Genomic DNA, 16696 nt, shown 5'->3' on the forward strand with positions numbered 1-16696 from the left:
GCCTGGTGGTAAAATCGGTTTCGGGACCGAAATCGCACGAGGGAAAGCTGATATAGATCGGCAAGTAGTGCGCGACTACTCGGTCTCGACGCCTTCGTCCTCCTCGTCTTCGGCCTCCGCTTCCCGCTTGACGTCGTGGAAGGCCTCGATGATGACCTGCTGGGCGACCGCGCCCTGCGTGGTCCAGTGGTGGGCGTAGTCGAGCATGTCGTCGTAGATGTCGGGCTTACAGCCGGCGGCCTTGGGGTGGCCGCCGCCGTTGACCTTCGCGGCGACCTCGTGGGCGCGCTCGAACGCGTCGGTGCCGCGGATGCTCGCGCTGCCGGCGGGCTTGACGATGACGGCGGCGTCGGTGCCCTGCTCGCGGAGGGCCTCGGCGACCTCGTTCTGGGAGCAGCGGCCGTAGGTGACGCCGACGGTCCAGTCGCCGATCTCGTGGAGCTCCGCGCGGTCGACGGCCTTCTCCACGAGCGCCTCCTTCTCGACGCGCTGTTCGGCGAGGAACTCCTCGACTTCGTCGGGCAGGTCCGCGCCGTGTTCGCGGACGACCTCGATGTACTCCTCGGGGTCGGCCCAGTAGGCGTAATCGGCGAGGTCGTCGCTGCGGGGGTCCTCCCGGAGCCAGAGGTCGTGATCCCGAGTGACGGCCGCGAGTTCTTCGAGGTACTCGGGCACGTCGGCGTCGAGCGAGCGAGCGACCACGTCGGCGGTACACTCCTCGTCGGACTCGCCGACGACGCGCCGGGTGACGTGGTCGTCCACGAGCGCGCCCAGGTCGTCGTCCCACTGGTGGTGATCGAACCAGTGGAGTTCGCCCGCGCGGTCGGCGACGAGTTCGAGGTGTTCCAGATCCGACTCGGAGTCGGGACAGAGGTCACAGACGAACACGGGGATGTCGGGCTCTCCGTACTCGGCGACGAACTCCAGTGCGGTCGCGATGTCCCGTGGGCCGGCCGGCAGCAGCGCGGCGTCGGCGACGAGTTCGCGGATCAGGGCCACACAGGCCAGGCCGTCGGCGTCGGGGTCGGCCACGACCACGGCGGGGGCGTCGGCGAGGGCGTCGCGGGCTTCCCGTTCTTTCTCGGCTTCGGCGACCGAATCGGGGTGGAAAAACCCCTCACCGGGGAGCAGCGACTTCCGGCCGAGAGAGAGTCTATCGTCGTCGATGAGCCAGTCGTCCATACCACTCCCTGCGCGGCCCCGGCCAAGAAGGGCACGGTCCGGGCGTCAGGCGCGCATGTCGGCCGTGGCTTCCTCGTCGGCGTCGAGCTGGCGGACGGTCAACACCGGCGTGGGACAGCGCCGGACGATGCCTTCGGCGACGCTCCCCAGCAAAAACGAGTGCTCGCCGTGGCGACCGCGGGTCCCCATCGCGATCACGTCCGCGTCGAAGTCCTCGGCGTACTGGCAGATTTCACGGACCGGTTTTCCCTCCCGGACCGCGGTGTCGACCGCGCGGTCGGCGTGGTCGACGACGGTTTCGAGCGCCTCCTCGCCCGCGTCTTCGAGCGCGTCGCGGAGTTGGTCGCGCACCTGCTCGGGGGACCCACCCACGTCGCTGTCGTCGATCACGTACAGCGCGTGGACCTCGGCGTCGAACCGCGCCGCCAGGTCCAGCGCCACCGTGACGGCCCGCTCGACGCTCTCGGAGCCGTCCGTCGCGATCACCACGGTGTCGAACATTACCGGCGGCTACCGCTCGCGCCGGCATAAAAGACCCGGCGACCGATCCGTGCGCTCGGTGCCTTTTTGCCCCTGCCGGGTGGACGGTCGAGCATGTCAGCCGTCGCGTTCGACCGGGTCCTCGCGCCGCTGGACCGGAGCGAGGAGTCACTGGAGGCCGCCGAGTACGCCGTCGCCGTCGCCGAGCAGTACGGCGCGGACGTTCACGCACTGTACCTCCTCGAGGAATCGGTCGTCCGCAGTCTGGAGTCCGGTGAACTCGAAGGCGACACCGTCGCCGACGACACCGAGGACCTCATGGAGACCGTCGATCGACTCGCGGCCGACCACGACGTCTCGATCAGCCACTCGATGGCGCTGGGATTCGTCACGACACAGCTCACCCACCACCCCGGTAGCGTCATCCTCGACACCGCCGAGGCGGTCGACGCCGACTTCCTCGTCGTCCCCCGGGAACCGATCTCGGGTAACCCCGACGAGGTCCTCGGCAAGGCCGCCGAGTACGTCCTCCAGTACGCCAGCCAGCCCGTCCTCTCCGTGTGAGTGGCTGACACAGAAGACGGCGTGTACGAACACGTATTGACCCGTTTATTCACCGGTTACCCGCGTGTTTTTCGTCGACAGCCCGAGCGACCGCCGGACGAAACCGACAGACTCCGGCCGGACTCCGGAGCGCTATAGCGACTCTTTATAATTCGGTTGCGAGGATTACCCAAACGTTTAACATACTCCTCAGCAAGTATGTGATACATACCGGACACGATCCGGGTATGCTAAGGGGGGTTTAGCATATGGGGAAGCAAGCAACGCAACACGTAGTAGAGACGTTAGTCAGTCGTACAGCTACCGGATGGAATACAGGCGCTCTGGGGGGTGCCTGAGATGGCCATCGACGGCGTGCGAGCTCGCCTCGGTGAGCCGTTCGTAAATCTCTGGATGACGTTCGATCGCCAGCTGTTCGCGCTCTCGCCGCGAGCGAGTCGGCTGCTGGCGATCCTCGTGGTGGCCGCGTCGGCACTCGTCGGCGTGATAATGGTCCGGGTCGCGGTTACGACGCTGATCCCGGTGGCGGCCGCACAGAACAACTCGAGCGCGGTCGGGGACGTCAACGACGTGCTGTGTGGGGGCGGTATCCCGATCGCGTCGCTCATCGGGTTCGGCGTGGCGGCCATCTCGCTGTTCCTGCTGGTCAAAGCGGTGATCCAGGGGACGGTGGCGTTCAACAAGCTCGGTTCGTCACGCGCACAGCAACAGTTCGAGGGGAAACAGGCACTCGCAGGTGCGGGGAAGACTGCGGCGGGCGCGTTCGTGCCGCCGCTGTTCGTGGCGCTCACCGATAGCGTGCTGGGGCTGGGCATCTCGAGTTGCCTCCTCGACGCCATCGGGAACGGCGCGATCCTCACGACGGCGGCGAGCCTGCCGTTCTGAGGACGGCGAGGAGTGATCTCCGCCCCGGCCGGGAATCTGCGACGGATCCCGGCGAGCCGGTATCACGCGCCCGGGGGGTCGCCTCCGGACGGTCGAACAGCGACAGGACCGACTGCAGTTTCGGACGCATCGCACCCATGAAACGCCACATATTGCTCGTGTTGGTACTCGTGACGGTCCTCGCGGGCCCCGCATCGGCCGCGACCGGTACGCTTGCCGGTCCGGCGGATGATCCTGCCACACAGCAGACCGTCGATACCGGGTTCGCCCTGCAGGACGGCACCGCGAACGAAACGAACACGAGCCAGAACGACTCGGAGGACACACAGAACGCGAGCGGCGACGGCGATGACGGCAATATCAGCGAGGACGATATCACGGATGCCTTCATCGGCGCGCTTTTCGGGTCGGACTCGGATTCGGACTCGGGTGACGACTCGGGTATCTTCACCTCGATCGCACAGGACGCCATCGAGGGGGCGATCCTCAGTCTGCTCGACGGACTCGGCGAGGACGCTTCGGCGGTCGCACAGGACTTCACGGACCGGGGAATCATCTTCCGCGTCCCGGCACCGGGCGCGATGGGCGATCCGCCGACGTGGATCCAGCCTGGGGAGTGGCCCGAAACCGGCGATCACGGCGGGAAATGGCAGCAAACGTACACCTACTACTGGGTGATCGGGTTCCTCGGCTTCGCCGGGCTGCTCCCCGCGCTGATGCTCGCGCTGGGGAAGGGGAACCGGTCGCCCAATCGCGGAACGGCAAGGCGGTTCGTCCGCGGGTTCGTGTTGATCATGGCGGGCTGGGTCGTCGTCGCGTTCATTTATCACTCCGCGGACGCGGTCACGCAACTCCTCGCCCCTGCCCCGTCCGCGTACATGGAGGTTCTCGAGACGAGCAAGGACAGCGACCTGGCCGTACTCGGCCCGGTCCTCAGCGGCACAAAGGGGGGACTGCTGATGACCGCCTTCGGCGTCCTCTACATGCAGTTCGTCCTGACGTTCGTGTGTGCGGCGCTGTGGCCCGCGATGTGGGTCCTGAACGCCTATCGGTCGACGATGGTCCGATCGGCCGGGAAGATCGGGCTGACGTTCATGGGCGCGTTGCTGATCATGAAGATGATGCAGGCACTCATCTTCCGGTTTCTCGTCGGGCTGGGGCTGACGGGGACCAGCGGCGAACTCGCGGCGACGGTCGGCATCGCCGTCACGTTCGTCCTCCTGCCCTACACCGTGCTGGCGAAGATGATCCCGCGGACGCTGCTGATCTTCGGCATGCACGAACTCCGGGAGAAGGGCCACGAGGACAGGCGATACCAGCAGCGGCTGGGGAACGTCCGCCGGAAGTTCAACCAGTCGCTCCGGCGCAGTCCCGACGGCGGCGTCGAACGGGTCGGGCCGGCGAGCCGTGGTCGGTCGGAACTACCCGACGGCCAGCCCCGGCGGCTGAACTCCGGTCGCTCGGACGGCGGGCGCAGCCTCCCGCGTGGCTCGGCCGGCGAGGGACCGAACCGGCGGACGGACGGCGGCGATACGGAGGACAGGAGGTAAGCACCGATGTCGAACGATCTTCCACGACCGAGTGACGACAGGCGCGAACAGCGAACCACGCGGGATCCGAGCCAGTTGATCCCGCCGTACATCGACACGTCGATCGAGATCCTCGGCCCGCTGACCACCGCGGATCTCCTCCTCTACCTGCCGGCCGGGATCGGGGCGCTGGTCGCCCTGTTCGCCCTGCTGTCGGATTCGTGGCTCTTCTTCCCGGCGCTGATCGCCGCCGGGGCGCTCACCTTCGTCGCGACAGCGGCCAAGCTCACGACCGACTGGTACTCCTCGCCGCGCGGGCGCGTCGAGGCGTGGCTCTCCCACCGGTGGCGGTCGCGGACGCTCCCCTGGGACCACGAAGACGTCGTCGGCCGGTCGATGCCCGGGGTCCGCGGGTTCCAGCCCGAGGGGACCGCGAAGATGGACGACGGGCGCTACGTCGGCGTCGTCCGCGTCGATCCGACCAACGCTGCGCTCGGTTCCGAGCGGGAACACGACAACCTCGCGGCACAGCTGTCGAGCGTGATCGACGAGGGGATCAAGGACTTCGACTTCAAGCTGTTCGCGACGACCGGCGACTACGACCCCGAGGCGGTCGTCGGCCAGTACGAACGGCGGGCGGCGAGCGCCGACACGCTCGATTCGGACTTCCAGACCGCGATGTACAAGCGGGAACTGCTGGAGGATGTGGCCGACTGGTACCGCGAAACCGACCGCCCCCAGTGGGCGGCCAACGACTGGCGCTACTACGTCGTCGTCGAGGTACCGCCCGAAGACGTCCAGTCGCCCGAGGACGTGAGCGTCTGGGACATGCTGAACCCGCTTTCGAGCGTCGACCCGGCGAAAGCGGACGAGCGCCAGTACGCGACGCTGCTCGACCGGCTCTCGACGGTGGAGGGTGCCGTCGGCGGCATCACCGGCCTGAACGCGTCCCGGATCGGCGTGCGGGAACACATCGAACTGCTGAGCGAGTACTGGACCGGGCAGGACGCCGTGCCCAGCGAGAACCTGATCCGGGCCATCGAGGAGGAAGAACTCTCGGAGGCCCAGCAGGCCCGCATGGACGAACTGTTCGCACCCGACGACCTCGACGCGAGCGGGGACTTCCTGCAGGTCGGCGACGAGTTCTGCCGGACCTTCTGGATCGCCGAGTGGCCCGTCGAGCCCGAATCCCTGTTCCTGCGCGATCTCTTCACCCTCCGGGGCGTCGACGTGGACGTATGCTTCCACGTCGGGGCCGCGGACAAGCGGACGAAGGTCGCGGAACTCGAACAGGTCATCGCCGACATCGAATCGGAGGGCCACGAACGCCGCGAGAGTTCCGACGTGTCCGCGGCCGACATCGACCGCGACGTGGACGCCTACGTGAAGTACCGCGAACTCCTGCGGACGACCCGGACCCAGCCGTGGGACTTCTCCGGGTACGTCACCGTCCGGGCCGACACCGAGGCCGCGCTCAGACGCGCCGAGTCGGCCATCGAGGAGTTCGACGAGGTCGAGTTCGCCAAGCGGTCGGTCCTGGACGACGACACCGAGTCGGTCCGGGACACGCTCGAATCCTCGCCCGCGGACTGTTTCACCGTCGTCCCGACCAGCCGGCAACTGGAGGCGTTCCGCTCCGGCGCGCCGACCGGCCGGGACGCGTTCGACGAGGCCTCCCGGATGGACAAGACCACCTCCGTCCCGGGCGGAGCCGTCGGCGCGACCTTCCCCTTCTGCGGGACCGACGTGCGCGAACCGACCGGGATGGACTGGGGGCGCAACAAGCAAAACGGCGCGATGCTCAAGGCCGATCCCTTCGAACGGGAGAGTGCGCCCCACCTGCTGACCATCGGGAAGTCCCGCAGCGGGAAGACCTACGCCTCGACGAAGGCGGCGGCCCGGTGGTACCTCCAGAGCGAGGACCACACGCTGATCCTCTGTGACACCCAGAGCGGGTTCGACGGCATCACGAAACTGCTCGGCGGCGAACACATCGTCGTCGACGGCACCCAGACGATCAATCCGCTGGACATCCAGCCCCTCCCCGACCACATCCGGGAGTCCGCGGGCGGCCGCGTCGACCCCTACCGCATGAAGATCGAGGAGGCCACGCAGTTTTTCGCCGGCATCCTCCGCTCACAGGGGATCGACCCCGGTCCCTACGTCGCCACCATCGAGGAGGGGCTGGAGGGCACCTACAACCGCGCGGGCATCTACCAGGACGACCTGGACAGCCACGCCCGCGAGAGCCCGACAATCGAGGACTTCATCGACACGCTCGGGGACATGCTGGAGAACCCCGAGTCCTACACCCACACCGAACACGCCGCCGAGATCGACCAGAAGGTCGAACGGGTCAGCGACCTGCTGGACAAGCTCTCGGGGTTCAAGGAGGGCGGGAAGTACCACCACCTCGAAACCGGCGCGGGGATCATGAACCCCGACGTGGACATGGCCTATCTGGACCTCCAGCAACTCCGGGACGCAAGCGACGCCGAGAAGTCGATCATGCTCCAGCTCATGCTCGGGCAGGTCGCACAGAAGGCCAAACGGACGCGGGGCAAACTCGTGTTCATGATCGACGAGGCCCACGTCCTCTTTCACTCCGAGGAGATGACCCGTTGGCTCCAGAAGGCCGCCCGCGAGTGGGCGCGCTACGACGCCGCGCTGTGGTTCATCAGCCAGTCGCCACGGGAGTTCATCCAGCAGTCCTCGGAGCGAGACGTGGGTCAGGAGAACGAACGGCGCACTATCGTCGATCAGTGTTCGACGATCAACTTCTTCCGGACGCCGCGGGTGGCCCCGGAGACGCTCGCGCAGTTCGGTCTCAATCGCCAGCAGATCGACTGGATCCGCGAGGAGGCCACGCCCGGGAAAGCCGGGCAGGGCTACTCGGAGTGTCTTACGTACTTCGAGGACTACGAGGGCTGGTTCCCGACCTACGTCGAGGCGTCGCCGTTCGAGGATCTGGTCTACAACTACACGCCGCGGGAACACGGGAACTTCCACGAGTACGTCCAGCGCCTCTGGGGACCCGTCGAGGAGGGGATCATCGTCGACGGGGAGATCACCGTCGATCCGAGCGTCCCTCTGACCGACTCCCGGACCGCGGAGGCGGCGCCGGTCACCGACGGCAAGGGACAGGATCCCGGGAACGCGTCGACGCTGGAACCGCCCGAACCCGAGGACGTGACGGCCGATCCGTTCGACCCCGGGCTCGACGACGGGCCGGACGGATCGACGACGGCGGCCGCGGCCGATCCCAACGGGACGCCCCCGTGGCTCGAAGCCGACGACGACGAACCGGACCCGGACGACGTCGACCTATTTTAGGGTGATCGCCATCTCCAGTTCGAAACTCTCGGTGCTGGTCATGTCGAAGCCGACTTTCTTGTAGACCGCGATGGCCGGATCGTTCCAGCGCTCGACGGTGAGCCAGACGTACTGGACGCCCTCGTCCTGTGCGTGACCCAGCAGGTGTTCCAGCAGGTGGGTGCCGATGCCCGCGCCCTGGTAGCTCCGGAGGACGAAGATCGCCAGTTCGTAGCTCTCGCCCTCGTCGGGGACGAGCGTGGCGTGCCCGATCGGTTCGTCGTCGTGGAGCGCGACGACGTTCAGGCACTCATCGGAGAGCAACACGTCGAGCCAGTCGCGGATCGGCTCCTCGCGGACCGGAGGGATCCCCTGTGCGCGGTCCTCGGCCTCGAAGTCGAGGTACATCTCGACGAGCGCTTCCGTGTCGTCGGCCCCGCCCGGGCGGATCTGGATCTCGCGCCCGTCGCCGTCGGTGACGGTGTCGGGCGGACTCGGGAACTCGCCGGCGGGTTCGTCGGGATACTCGCGGGTCATCTGACGAGAGTCACCGTCGTTTCGGCGTTCAGCAGGACGAACTCCAGTGTCTCGTCGAAGTTGATCTTCCCGAGCGGGCTGCGTTCGCCGCCGGCGACGACCAGTCGGTCGAACTGCTCCTGCTCGGCGAGTTCGACCAGTCGACTGCCGGGATGACCGGAGAGGTGCCTGATGTCGGGTTCCAGTCCGGTCTCGGCCAGTCGCTCGCGGACCTCGGTCTCGATCTCCGACGGCGTGAGCGCGATGTCCTCGCGGTCGATGATGGCGACCGTCACCTCGTCGCCGGCTTCCTCGGCCCGTGTGACCGTGTCGGCGAGCGCCTCGTACGATCCGTCGCTGCCGCCGATCCCCAGCAGCACTTTCATATCCGTGTGCTCGCACCGACGGGTCAAAAACCCTCAACCCGGTTCCGCGGTCCACAGGGCCGAAACCGTGTGTGTCTGACGCACGGCCGACGACGCCGATACGCTTTTTCGGTCGGGACACGGACACGTGATATGCCCGATTCTCCCGAGTCCGACGCCGACGACCGCCCCCACGACGACCACGACGCCCGGGAGTCCCCGACCGACGACCGTCCCGGCGAAGCCCCTCCCAATCCTGCGACCGACGAGTCGACACCCGAGAGTGTGACCGAGGAGGCGACACCCGACCCCGAAACCGACGGGGCAACACCCGAGACCGCGGCTGAGGCGGCCGACGATCCCGAGGACCCGTCACCGCAACCGTCGGTGCCCGAGGACGGTGTCGAATCGGAGGAGTCCCCGGAAACCGCCCCGCAACCGTCCGTGCCTGATGATGTGCAGAAGTACGACCGCTTCAAGAAGATCGAGGGCGGCACCTACGACCGGGCCAACGAGTTCCTCCGGGACCGGACCTACATCACCGCCCGCGAGTGGGCCATCGCCCGCCTCTGTGCGGACTTCCGGACCGAGACCGGCGTGGAGATGACCAAGATCGGCGAGAACCTGCCCGAACTGGTCCCCTTCATGACCGACACGTACACGCCCCAGGCGGTCAACCAGGCCCGCCACTCCTTCGAGGAGAAGGTCCGGAAAGCCGGCGCGACCTTCCTCTACGGCGCGATGTGTGACTTCTTCACCGCCGAGGAACTCGACGACGTGATGTACGAGGCCACCGAGGTCGCGAAGTTCCTGCTCGAAGTCGAGGGGGTCGAACTCTCCGTCGAGGAGGAACTCGAAGCCGAGGACCGCATCTCCGAGGTCATGCGGGACGTGCGCGAACACTCCGCCGCCCTGCGGCACGACGAGTGTCCCCACTGTGGCGGCGACCTCGACGGCGGGGAGAGCGACGGCAGCGGGTCGACCGCAGAAGCCGACGACTGACGACCTACCGGACCATGTAGTACGGGTCCTCGGCGATCCGCGATTCCAGCGCCTCACGCAGGTCACTGGCCGTCACGGAGATGACGCGCAGGCCGTTGAGGTCGTGGTGGTCGAGGACGCCCTCGTCGATCAGGTCCTGCTGGATGCCCAGCCGGTCCCAGAAGTAGAGGTAGTTGTTCTTGCTGTAGTTTCGCTGGGCGACCTCCTCCGTTCGGCCGTCGTCGTACTCCACGGTCCCCTCGATCTCGACCGTCTCGCTGTAGGGCACGTCCGTGACGCGCTCGATGTAGTGCAGTTGGGTGCTGATCAGCCACTTGGTCCCGATGTCGAGGATGCGCACGTCGTCGCGTTCGAGTTGGGCGTAACAGCCGTCGGGACCGAACGTGTCTCTGACCGCACAGCCGTCGAAGCGGTAGTCCCCCTGCACCTGGATCGAGTGCAGCGGGTCGGCGGTCCGGTACTCGGCGTCCTCGAAGAAGAGGCTCGCGAACGCGCCCAGTTCGGGGTCGGTCTCGGTCCGATGGAACTCGCCCGTCTCGCGGAACGACTGGGTGAACGCAGGGGTGAGGATCGAGTCGAACCGGGCGTCGAGGTGATCGATGACGAACTCGTACGGGTTGCCGTCGAAGGCCGCGTTCACGTCACTGAGGCCGACGTGGACGAACACCTCGCTCTCGTCGTAGCCGTCCAGGATCTCGGCGAAGACGCCCTCGTCGACGGGGCCGGTCGCGGTCTCGCGCTGGCGGACGGCGTAGTGTTTGGCGCTGCTCCAGCACGTCTCCGCGAGTACCGGGAGCGGTGGCACGTGTGGGCTCCGCTCGGCCAGCGTCTCTCGGAGTCCTGCGATCGTCGGTCCGTCGGACCGGCGCAGTGATCGCGTCTCCGGACTGTGGCGCACCATCTATCGGGACACACACCGCCCGCCGGTTAGTTATGGAGCGACCCAACCGACTGCCCGGCGGTAAGCCGGGCTTAGTCCTCGGACCGGTCCCGGTCGTCGGCCGCGTCGTCACCCTCGTCGCTCTCCACGGCGACTTCCGTCGCACCCACGTCCGGCTCGGCCGAGCGGTCGATGGTGCGGACGTTGACGCCGACCGCGTCGCCGAACCGTTCGCTCTCGGTCTCGCCCGTTTCGGCGGCAGCGATCGCGGAATCGGGCCCGAATCGCTCGTAGACGACCTCGCCCCGGACCAGCGTGAGTTCGGGGAACACCCCCTGTTTCCCCTCGAACGGCGTCCAGTCCACCTTGGAGTGGAGCTCCTCGCCGCGGATCTCGCGGCTGTTCTCGGGGTCGAACAGGACGAGGTCGGCGTCCATCCCTTCCTCGATGCGCCCCTTCGTCGGGAGGTCGAACACCTCCGCGACGTTCGTCGACGTGAGGTCACGGACGCGCTCGTAGGAAATCTCGTCGTCGCGGGCGGCTTCCAGCAGGAGCGGCAGGGCGGTCTCGACGCCCGGCACGCCCGAGGGGGCGTCCCAGATGCTCGCGTCCTTCTCCTCGCGGGTGTGGGGGGCGTGGTCGGTGGCGACGATGTCGACGGTGCCGTCGACGACGCGCTCCCAGACCTTGCTGCGGAGACGCTCGCGACGCAGCGGTGGGTTCATCCGGCCGAACGTGTCGAGCTCGCGGCTGTCCTTTCGGGAGAGGAACATGTGGTGGGGCGTGACCTCGCAGGTCATGCCGTGTTCTTCGGCCACGTCGATGCCCTCGGGCGTGGAGGTGTGGGCGACGTGGAGATGGGCGTCGAAGCGGTCGCCGACCTCGGCGGCGGCCCGGACGGCGGCGGCCTCGGCGCGGGCGGTGCGGTAGGCGCTCCAGGCGTCGGCGTCGTCCCGTTCCTGCGCGCCGGGTTCGAACTCCGCGGCGTCCTCGGCGTGAACGGTGACGACGGCGTCCTGCCGGGCGGCGGTCTTGACCGCGCTGGCAAACAGTTCCACGTCGATCCCCATGTCACCCGTCGAGTCCGCGAGGAAGACCTCCCCGAGGGCGAACATCGGGCGCTGGAGCAGGGCGCTTGGCACCCAGTGTTCGGTGACGCCGCCGTTGATCCCGAAGTCGACGAGCGAGCCCTCGCTGGCGAGGTCTTCTTTCTCGTCGAAGGCGGCGCCGTCGATGGTCGGCGGGTCGGTGTTGGGCTGGTCGACGACGCAGGTCACCCCGCCCGCCGCCGCGGATCGACTCCCGGTCTCCCAGGTCTCCTTGTGGGCGAATCCGGGTTCCCGGAAGTGGACGTGAGCGTCGATCATCCCCGGCGTGAGCCGCTTCCCGCTCGCGTCGATCAGTCGCTCGTCGGGGCTGTCGGGCACCGGCAGGTCCTCGCCGACTGCGGCCACGGTCTCCCCCTCGATGAGCACGTCGCGCTCCCGACCGTCCGGGAGCGTCGCGTTCCGAATGAGCATACCCACCCTCGGGGCGGGTGGGTCCTAAAACTCGCGGACGGATCACCGTCACGTTCCACCGGTCGCAGATCAGGAACAGTCGTTCTGATCGAACGAGATCGCTGTCGATCCCTCGTTGGTTCGTAAACTGACTATCACCGTGTCGGCTACTGTATCCGATTCCTGACAATCAGGGAGGTAGTGATAATGCGACTGGGCCGTGTGATCGACCGTGACGTTCACTCGATACGGGTCCCGGCTTTCGACCGTCGTCAGCGTTCTGGTTCGGGCACCGTCCTCGCCGGAGTTTGCCGCTATCTTGACTCGCTCACGGAAGACTCTCGCCTCACTCCGGTCGTCGGTCTCGTCCGGATCGAACACGTCCACGACGACGGTGTGTCTGTGCGTGTCGTAATTGTGGATCGCGACCTCTAGCGGTTCGGCGTCGTCAGAGTCGGGCGCTCGCAGATCGGTACAGCCGGCCGCAGTGAGACTCAGCCCCGCCGCGCCGTATCTGATGAACCCGCGTCTCGACATCTGCGGTTCCATGTCGGAGCAGTCGGTGATCATCTGTATTTATATTTCGATCAACACTTCTCGTCTCGCGGTCGCCGCACTTCTGTTTCTGTTTCTGTTTTCGGTAGTTCCGGCGCACGAGTGCGGTAGACCGATGTCTGCGACCGTGTATCCGATCTCATCGGTGAACACTTTTCACCGAACCCATCAACGTATGTGTATGTCCGTGCCCCTCCAGCTAACGCGTAGCATCGAAAACCAGACGACCTCGGAACGTATCGCGGGGTGGCAGCGATGACGGGACCGAACCACGGCCGGCTCGGGCTGTTCGTCGGCATTCTGGCCGTGGCTGCGGTGGCGCTGGTCGCCGTCGCCCGACTCGCGGACGTGAGCACCATCGCGCTCACGCCGGCGTACATGTTCTCCCCGCTGGTCGCGGGACTGGTGGTCTGTCTCACCCGGGACGTATCCCTGTCGACCGTCGGCCTGCGCGTCGGTCGGCCCCGGTGGTTCGCAGCGGCCATCGGCTGCTCGCTCGCGCTGGTGGGCCTGACGCTCGGGCTGGCACTTTCGGTGCCCGGGATCGGTCTCGCGACCGGCGTCGACCCGATCCCGGGGCTGGAGCTGCCCGATGGGCTCCTCGGCCTTGCGGCGATGCTCGCGCTCGTCGTCGCGCTCGGATCGACCGTCAACGCGGTGTTCGCCTTCGGTGAGGAGTTCGGCTGGCGCGGCTACCTGCTGTGGGAACTCGCGCCGCTCGGCTTCTGGAAGGCCTCACTGGCTATCGGGGCGCTGTGGGGCGTCTGGCACGCGCCGGTGATCGCGGCCGGCTACAACTTCCCCGACTTCCCGCTCGTGGGGATCGGCGTCATGACCGCGGCCTGCATCGCGTTCTCGCCGGTGTACACCTACCTGACGGTCCGGGCGGAGTCGGTGATCGCGGCCGCCCTGCTCCACGGCGTGTTCAACGGATCTGCCGGGCTGGTCGTCGCGTACGCGGCCACAGAGGATGTCGCGTTCGACCAGCTCGTCGCCAACCCGGTCGGTGCGGCCGGCATCGTCGCGTTCGGCCTCGCGGCGCTGGCGATCGCCGTGACTGGCACCCCCGAACTCGCGGCGACGTTCCCCGACCGCGACGGGTCGTCCCTGAGAACTGCGACACCGGGCGACGATTGACACGTATCGAGTGGACGCCCGCTACTCGTCGGCCCACTCGACCGCCGGCAGGTCGTCGACCCACTCGACGCTGCCGAGGTGGTCGCCCACGAGGGCGTCTTCGAGGCGCATGATGATCGCGACGGGGTCGACCTCGCCGCCGGCGCGCTCGACGCTCCCGACGGTGTCCGGATCGAAGGCCACGTCGAGGGCGTCGTACACCGGTTCCAGCACCGTTGCGATCTCCTCGTGGCCGTCGACGACGACGATACCGGCGACCAGCGCGGCGTCGCCCGTAACCCGCTGGGCGATCCCGACCAGCTTGCCGCCGGCGGCCTGCAGCGAGTAACTCCCCGGGCAGAAGGCGTCGTCGGGCTCGCCGCGCTCGGCGTCGACGCCGATCTCGCGCAGGGCGTCCCGTACGTCGACCCGCACCGCCGCGTAGCGCTCCTCGATCCCCGACCGTTCGTTCTCGACGGGTTCGATCCGCGCGAACGCGAGGGTGTCGCCGGTGTAGGCGACCGGGTGCCCCCCGACCCGGCGCTCGGTGGCGGGGAACCCGTGCTCGCGGGCGGCCGCGACGGCGGCCTCGTACCCCTCGCTGTTGGTGTCCCGGGGGCCGAAGGCGACCTGTCGGTGGGGTCGCCAGACGCGGACGGCCGGCTCGCCGGCGGTCCCCGCGTGTTCGATCAACTGCTGGGTGACCGCCCGGTCGCGGTCGGCGTCCTCGCCCCGTCCCCGGACCACTCGCATGGTAGAGGGAGAGAGGCCAGCGGATAAGGACCTGACGCCTCGTTCCGACGGGTTGAAATCCGACCTGGCCTTCCCTCCGCCGATGGCCGTCACGCTCGACGCCGCCCTGCTGGATCGGTACCCCCGCTTCTCCCTCTACAACTCGCCCTACGCCGCCCACGACGCAGGGGCGGCCATCGACCTGTACCCCGAGGTGGCGATCGACGGCGACGACGACCGGGACCCCGCGGACGGCGGTCCTGCGCCCTCGCCGGTCGCCGGCGAGGTGCTGGACACCAGGACCGTCGACGCGCCGTCGAAACCCTACGCCGTCGAGCAGGACCACCTGATCCTCGTGGACACGGGCGAACACGTCACGAGGGTCCTCCACGTCGATCCCACCGTCTCGGCCGGGGATCGGGTCGCTGCCGGCGACTCGCTCGGACGGTTGATCCGATCCGGCTTCTTCGCCCCGTGGGTCGACGACCACGTCCATCTGGGCTTTCGCCCGTCCGAGGCCAACCACTACCGTGCGTCGGGGTCGCTTCGGCTGGAACTGGGGGTCGACGTGCGCCCCGTCCAGTGGGATGGGACCGGAACCGTCGTCGAGACCGGCGGAACCTACGCGGTGCTGGACACACCCGCCCACCCTGACCCGGGGGACTGCTTCGCGGGCGTGGCAGCGACCGTCGACGGCCGGCCCTGTGTGCTCGACGGCGGGTTCCCCCACTACGAGGGCGGCGGCGTCCTCGGCGGGGCCGCGGGACCGGTCGCGTTCCTCGGGGAACGGGTCGGGACGAGCGACGGGCGGACGGTCGCGTGGGACGACGTGACGGTGCAGGCGAACGGGGAGCCGATCACGGGACTGTCGCTGTTCTGCGGTCGCGACTCGGTGGGTGTGAAACTCGTCCGTCCGGATCACGGATTCGCTGTCGGGGACGGGGTGGACGTGGCGGTGGCCCGCGACTGAGATACACGGTTTCACGGGTCGAAAGAACCGGTGAGTAAAAGATGGGCGGGCGTCCACGTACTGTCCACATGGCCAACGACCTTCCGGAAGGCGCGCCGGTGATGCTCCGGATGTCCGTCGAGCGGGAGCACGGCTACCTCTCCTGGCTGGGCGTCCAGATGGAGGACATCGCGTACGGCGACGCCGAGCTGACGATCCCGTTCGACGAGCGGTTCACCGACAGGGAGGCCGAGCCGCCGACGGTTCACGACGGCATCGTCACGACGCTGATCGAACAGACGACCGAACTCGCGATCCGCACGACGATGCCCGATCCGGTCAACGACAGGGTCGACCTGCTGAGTACCACGGTCAACTTCCTCGAAGACGCGGCCCACGACCTCGAAGCCACCGCCACCGTCGTCGACAGCGGCGACGGGTCGGCGGTCGCCGAGGCGACCGTCGAGAGCCGCGACCCGCAGGGAACCCCCGTGACCGTCGCCACCGGCCAGGGCGTCTTCCGGACCGACTAGTCGAACGTGACCGAATCGAGCGTCGTGACCTCGCCGAACAGCCAGTCGGCGTGCTCGACCGCGTACTCGTAGTGGTCCTCCTCGATGTATCCGATGGGGTCCTCGACCAGCACCGGCCGGTAGTCCCGTAGCCCAGCACTCCCGGCGGTGTGGAGGACGCAGACGTTGGCCAGCGTCCCACAGAAGAGCAGGTCGTCGATCCCTCGGGCCGAGAGCCACCCGTCCAGTTCCGTCTCGTGGAAGGCGTCGTAGGTGTGCTTCTCGACGACGTGATCTTCGGGTTCGACGGCGAGTTCCTCGACGATTTCGGCCTCCCAGGAGCCCTCGACGACGTGTTCACCCCAGCGTTCGAACTCGTCGTAGTAGTGGGCGTCCTCGAACTGCTCCGGTGGGTGGACGTCCCGGGTGTAGATCACCTGCACGCCGGCCTCGCGGGCTCGTCCGATCAGGTCGCCGACGGGCTCGATCGCCGCCTCGCTGTCGGGGGCGTAGAGGCTCCCGTCGGGGTGACAGAAGCCGTTCTGCATGTCCACCACCACCACTGCCGTCGAGTCGCTGTCGAACCTCATACCGGATCCTACGTCGGGATCGGAAAAA

17 protein-coding genes are annotated in these 16696 nt (G+C 67.7%); 8 read left to right on the forward strand and 9 right to left on the reverse strand.

The genetic code is table 11. From position 1 onward, the window contains the following. Window positions 1-75 precede the first annotated feature (75 nt). Complete coding sequence (locus BV210_RS10445; RefSeq protein ID WP_077206609.1) at window positions 76-1182, reverse strand: DHH family phosphoesterase; 1107 nt, start codon at window positions 1180-1182, stop codon at window positions 76-78. Window positions 1183-1227: 45 nt separating this feature from the next. Next, window positions 1228-1683, reverse strand: a complete 456-nt coding sequence (locus BV210_RS10450) for a universal stress protein (protein ID WP_077206610.1) — start codon at window positions 1681-1683, stop codon at window positions 1228-1230. A 93-nt stretch (window positions 1684-1776) separates the two neighbouring features. Between BV210_RS10450 and BV210_RS10455 the strand changes: the two genes are divergently transcribed. From BV210_RS10455 to BV210_RS10470, 4 genes are all read left to right on the forward strand, one after another. Next, window positions 1777-2226: a universal stress protein gene (locus BV210_RS10455; protein ID WP_077206611.1), complete on the forward strand. Its 450-nt coding sequence runs from the start codon at window positions 1777-1779 to the stop codon at window positions 2224-2226. A gap of 393 nt (window positions 2227-2619) precedes the next feature. Beyond that, a complete protein-coding gene (locus BV210_RS10460; RefSeq protein ID WP_157525961.1) occupies window positions 2620-3111 on the forward strand; it encodes a hypothetical protein in 492 nt (163 codons plus the stop codon). 137 nt (window positions 3112-3248) lie between these two features. Further along, on the forward strand, window positions 3249-4661 hold the full coding sequence (locus tag BV210_RS10465; protein WP_077206613.1) for a hypothetical protein: 1413 nt from the start codon (window positions 3249-3251) through the stop codon (window positions 4659-4661). Between the two features lie 6 nt (window positions 4662-4667). Then, window positions 4668-7973 (forward strand): VirB4 family type IV secretion system protein, encoded by a 3306-nt coding sequence (locus tag BV210_RS10470; protein WP_077206614.1) that lies wholly within the window; start codon window positions 4668-4670, stop codon window positions 7971-7973. On the opposite strand, the gene BV210_RS10475 is transcribed toward BV210_RS10470, so the two are convergent. Together BV210_RS10475 and BV210_RS10480 are read right to left on the reverse strand one after the other, a co-directional pair. Then, window positions 7965-8489, reverse strand: coding sequence for a GNAT family N-acetyltransferase (locus tag BV210_RS10475; RefSeq protein ID WP_077206615.1), 525 nt, complete (start codon window positions 8487-8489; stop codon window positions 7965-7967). The genes BV210_RS10470 and BV210_RS10475 overlap by 9 nt on opposite strands. Next, window positions 8486-8854 carry a universal stress protein gene (locus tag BV210_RS10480; RefSeq protein ID WP_077206616.1) on the reverse strand — a complete coding sequence of 123 codons (369 nt, stop codon included), beginning with the start codon at window positions 8852-8854 and terminating at the stop codon, window positions 8486-8488. Before BV210_RS10480 ends, BV210_RS10475 begins: the two co-directional genes overlap by 4 nt. 132 nt (window positions 8855-8986) lie before the next feature. On the opposite strand from BV210_RS10480, the gene BV210_RS10485 reads away from it, so the two are divergent. Beyond that, entirely contained in the window at window positions 8987-9835 is an 849-nt protein-coding gene (locus BV210_RS10485; protein WP_253741502.1) for a DUF5806 family protein, read from the forward strand. A 4-nt stretch (window positions 9836-9839) separates the two neighbouring features. Here the strand turns inward: BV210_RS10485 and BV210_RS10490 are convergent, their stop codons facing one another. The 3 genes from BV210_RS10490 to BV210_RS10500 form a co-directional block, all read right to left on the reverse strand. Beyond that, on the reverse strand, window positions 9840-10736 hold the full coding sequence (locus BV210_RS10490) for an AAC(3) family N-acetyltransferase (RefSeq protein WP_077206617.1): 897 nt from the start codon (window positions 10734-10736) through the stop codon (window positions 9840-9842). Between the two features lie 71 nt (window positions 10737-10807). Continuing rightward, on the reverse strand, window positions 10808-12235 hold the full coding sequence (locus BV210_RS10495) for a dihydroorotase (RefSeq protein WP_077206618.1): 1428 nt from the start codon (window positions 12233-12235) through the stop codon (window positions 10808-10810). 69 nt (window positions 12236-12304) lie between these two features. Further along, the gene (locus tag BV210_RS10500) at window positions 12305-12763 is read right to left on the reverse strand and encodes a hypothetical protein (protein ID WP_157525963.1); all 459 of its coding nucleotides are present in this window, start codon (window positions 12761-12763) and stop codon (window positions 12305-12307) included. A gap of 261 nt (window positions 12764-13024) precedes the next feature. On the opposite strand from BV210_RS10500, the gene BV210_RS10505 reads away from it, so the two are divergent. Next, window positions 13025-13906, forward strand: coding sequence for a CPBP family intramembrane glutamic endopeptidase (locus BV210_RS10505; RefSeq protein ID WP_077206620.1), 882 nt, complete (start codon window positions 13025-13027; stop codon window positions 13904-13906). 21 nt (window positions 13907-13927) lie between these two features. Here the strand turns inward: BV210_RS10505 and BV210_RS10510 are convergent, their stop codons facing one another. Further along, complete coding sequence (locus BV210_RS10510; RefSeq protein ID WP_077206621.1) at window positions 13928-14638, reverse strand: lipoate--protein ligase family protein; 711 nt, start codon at window positions 14636-14638, stop codon at window positions 13928-13930. 82 nt (window positions 14639-14720) lie between these two features. Here BV210_RS10510 and BV210_RS10515 point away from each other — a divergent pair, with 82 nt between their 5' ends. Together BV210_RS10515 and BV210_RS10520 are read left to right on the forward strand one after the other, a co-directional pair. Then, window positions 14721-15587, forward strand: a complete 867-nt coding sequence (locus BV210_RS10515) for a hypothetical protein (RefSeq protein ID WP_077206622.1) — start codon at window positions 14721-14723, stop codon at window positions 15585-15587. A gap of 68 nt (window positions 15588-15655) precedes the next feature. Beyond that, window positions 15656-16099, forward strand: coding sequence for a PaaI family thioesterase (locus BV210_RS10520; protein ID WP_077206623.1), 444 nt, complete (start codon window positions 15656-15658; stop codon window positions 16097-16099). Here the strand turns inward: BV210_RS10520 and BV210_RS10525 are convergent. Then, the gene (locus tag BV210_RS10525) at window positions 16096-16668 is read right to left on the reverse strand and encodes a cysteine hydrolase family protein (protein ID WP_077206624.1); all 573 of its coding nucleotides are present in this window, start codon (window positions 16666-16668) and stop codon (window positions 16096-16098) included. The genes BV210_RS10520 and BV210_RS10525 overlap by 4 nt on opposite strands. Window positions 16669-16696: the final 28 nt, after the last annotated feature.

The organism is Halorientalis sp. IM1011 (assembly GCF_001989615.1).
GTDB lineage: Archaea > Halobacteriota > Halobacteria > Halobacteriales > Haloarculaceae > Halorientalis.

Excerpts from the sequence above, each read along its gene's own strand:
- BV210_RS10505 (WP_077206620.1), top strand. The coding sequence starts at position 13,025 with ATGACGGGACCGAACCACGGCCGGCTCGGGCTGTTCGTCGGCATTCTG.
- BV210_RS10455 (WP_077206611.1), top strand. The coding sequence starts at position 1,777 with ATGTCAGCCGTCGCGTTCGACCGGGTCCTCGCGCCGCTGGACCGGAGC.
- BV210_RS10495 (WP_077206618.1), bottom strand. The coding sequence starts at position 12,235 with ATGCTCATTCGGAACGCGACGCTCCCGGACGGTCGGGAGCGCGACGTG.
- BV210_RS10480 (WP_077206616.1), bottom strand. The coding sequence starts at position 8,854 with ATGAAAGTGCTGCTGGGGATCGGCGGCAGCGACGGATCGTACGAGGCG.
- BV210_RS10460 (WP_157525961.1), top strand. The coding sequence starts at position 2,620 with ATGACGTTCGATCGCCAGCTGTTCGCGCTCTCGCCGCGAGCGAGTCGG.
- BV210_RS10470 (WP_077206614.1), top strand. The coding sequence starts at position 4,668 with ATGTCGAACGATCTTCCACGACCGAGTGACGACAGGCGCGAACAGCGA.
- BV210_RS10515 (WP_077206622.1), top strand. The coding sequence starts at position 14,721 with ATGGCCGTCACGCTCGACGCCGCCCTGCTGGATCGGTACCCCCGCTTC.
- BV210_RS10525 (WP_077206624.1), bottom strand. The coding sequence starts at position 16,668 with ATGAGGTTCGACAGCGACTCGACGGCAGTGGTGGTGGTGGACATGCAG.
- BV210_RS10520 (WP_077206623.1), top strand. The coding sequence starts at position 15,656 with ATGGCCAACGACCTTCCGGAAGGCGCGCCGGTGATGCTCCGGATGTCC.
- BV210_RS10475 (WP_077206615.1), bottom strand. The coding sequence starts at position 8,489 with ATGACCCGCGAGTATCCCGACGAACCCGCCGGCGAGTTCCCGAGTCCG.
- BV210_RS10510 (WP_077206621.1), bottom strand. The coding sequence starts at position 14,638 with ATGCGAGTGGTCCGGGGACGGGGCGAGGACGCCGACCGCGACCGGGCG.
- BV210_RS10445 (WP_077206609.1), bottom strand. The coding sequence starts at position 1,182 with ATGGACGACTGGCTCATCGACGACGATAGACTCTCTCTCGGCCGGAAG.
- BV210_RS10465 (WP_077206613.1), top strand. The coding sequence starts at position 3,249 with ATGAAACGCCACATATTGCTCGTGTTGGTACTCGTGACGGTCCTCGCG.
- BV210_RS10450 (WP_077206610.1), bottom strand. The coding sequence starts at position 1,683 with ATGTTCGACACCGTGGTGATCGCGACGGACGGCTCCGAGAGCGTCGAG.
- BV210_RS10500 (WP_157525963.1), bottom strand. The coding sequence starts at position 12,763 with ATGGAACCGCAGATGTCGAGACGCGGGTTCATCAGATACGGCGCGGCG.
- BV210_RS10485 (WP_253741502.1), top strand. The coding sequence starts at position 8,987 with ATGCCCGATTCTCCCGAGTCCGACGCCGACGACCGCCCCCACGACGAC.
- BV210_RS10490 (WP_077206617.1), bottom strand. The coding sequence starts at position 10,736 with ATGGTGCGCCACAGTCCGGAGACGCGATCACTGCGCCGGTCCGACGGA.